Source organism: Mesorhizobium sp. M5C.F.Ca.IN.020.29.1.1, assembly GCF_003997375.1.
Lineage (GTDB): Bacteria > Pseudomonadota > Alphaproteobacteria > Rhizobiales > Rhizobiaceae > Mesorhizobium > Mesorhizobium wenxiniae.
The window spans coordinates 1-1,881 of the sequence record NZ_RZSW01000845.1 but is presented as its reverse complement, the minus strand read 5'-3'; the positions used below and the strand labels follow the sequence as shown (position 1 = coordinate 1,881).

Sequence of the window (1,881 nt, the reverse complement as noted above, 5' to 3'; positions counted from 1 at the left end):
TCCTCAAACAATTCGATTTTCATAATGGAAGAGCGATGGCAAAGATTTCTCGCGGCGAAGAGATGCCGCATAACCCGAGGAAAGAAATTTATGCCGATCATCAATGTCAGCGTCTCAGGCAAGCCCGATGCCGCTTTGTCCGCCGCTATCGCCAAGCAGGTGACCGAACTGACCGCTGCGCATCTGCGCAAGGATGCGACCATCACCGCGGTCGCCATATCCTATCATGACCCCGAGCACTGGTTCGCCGGCGGCAAGTCGCTGGCCGAGCATGGCGCCAACAGTTTCTGGCTCGACATCAAGGTGGTCGACGGCACCAACACCAAGCTTGAGCTGGAAGCCTATCTCAAGGCGATCTTCGCCGCATTTGGCCGCTTGCTGGGTGAGATGCACGAAGAAAGCTACGCCTTCGTGCACGAAGTGCCGGCCGCCGCCTATGGCTACGGCGGCAAGACACAGGAATTCCGTTTCATCAGCGGGAGGTTGAAAGCGGCGTGAGCAGCGCCGTTCAGTTCCACGCTCATCCGCAAGTAATTTTGTCGACGGTGAAGCGTGACAGGCCGGCAGCTTGCAGCCGGCCTGTCCGAGCAGCATTGACGTTGACCCCACTTCGTCTAGGTTCTCATCGAAGCGGTCAGGAAGAACCGCGAAGTGAAAATCTGTTGGGAGAGACGCGGCATGATCCTGACACTGGCGCTGCTTGCGGGGCTCGTCGCGGCCTGGCTGCTGATCGGCGTGGTGGAAAAATTCCGCCTCGGCCTGCGCTTCACGCAGGCGCTGCTTTATGTACCGTTCAAGCTCGCCTATCGGATTGCCGACGGCCGCATCAACATCGCCCGCAACGCAGCCGCCCCGGTCATCTACGTCATTTCGCACCAGTCGCGCCTCGAACCGGCGCTGATGCTGTCACTGCTGCCGGAAGATACGCTGCACATTCTCGACCAGGCCTCCGCCAAGTCACCCTGGCTCGAACCATGGCGCGAGCTTGGCCGCACCATCGCCTTCAACGCCGAGCATATCTTCGTCAGCCGCCGGCTGGTGCGGGTGCTGAAGGGCAAGGGCCGCCTTGCCGTCTATTTGCCGGACGCGGTCGAGCCGGATATCAAGACATTTCGCCTGTTTCGCGCCGTTACCCGCATCGCCATGCAAGCCGATGCCCGCATCGTGCCGATCTTTGTCGCCGGCGCGCGCACTCTGCCGGTGTCGCTGACGCCGGCGGACAAGGCGCCGCGGCGCTGGTTTCTGCGCCTGTCGATCAGCGTGCTGGAGCCGATGACCATCGCCGAGCTGGTGGCGCGAAACCCTGATCAGTCCTCGAACACCAATGCGCTGTTCGACCGTTTCGCGGAAGCCCGGCTTTTCGGCAGCGATCTTAATCGCGGCCTGTTCCTCGCCATGCGCGACGCCGCCGACCGAGTCGGCGCCTCGCATCCTATCGTCGAAGACGTGGTCAGCGGCACGTTGAACTACAGAAAGCTGTTCATCGGCGCGCGGGTGCTGGGCCGCCGCTTCGAGGCGGTGACGGCGCCGGGCGAAGCGGTTGGAGTGCTGCTGCCCAACGCCAACGGCGTCGTGCTGTCGCTTATTGGCCTGTTGTCGGCGAGCCGGGTGGCGGCGATGATCAACTACACCGCAGGCCGGGCCAGCGTCACCGCCGCAGTGCGCACGGCGGAAGTCCGCACCGTGGTCTCGTCGCGAGCCTTTATCGACAAGACCAACCTCGCTGACATCGTCGCGGGGGTGGAAGGAGGCGGCGCCAAACTGTTATGGCTGGAGGACGTGCGGGCCAGCGTAACCGTGCTGGACAAGCTCGCTGCCGCCTTGCTGTGGCGCTGGCCGCTGCAGCCGCAGAATGCGGCCAAGCCAGCAGTGATCCTATTC

General features: G+C 62.7%; 1 protein-coding gene and 1 pseudogene. Both read left to right on the top strand.

Annotated features, from left to right (window positions below; translation table 11 throughout):
- Positions 1-90: 90 nt before the first annotated feature.
- Positions 91-498 carry a 4-oxalocrotonate tautomerase family protein gene (locus tag EOA85_RS34205; RefSeq protein WP_127212629.1) on the top strand — a complete coding sequence of 136 codons (408 nt, stop codon included), beginning with the start codon at positions 91-93 and terminating at the stop codon, positions 496-498.
- A 180-nt stretch (positions 499-678) separates the two neighbouring features.
- Positions 679-1,881 (top strand): annotated as a pseudogene (locus tag EOA85_RS34200) (2-acyl-glycerophospho-ethanolamine acyltransferase); the annotation flags it as partial.

What these genes read in the sequence shown, in the direction of transcription:
- EOA85_RS34205 (WP_127212629.1), top strand. Translation starts at nt 91, where the DNA reads ATGCCGATCATCAATGTCAGCGTCTCAGGCAAGCCCGATGCCGCTTTG.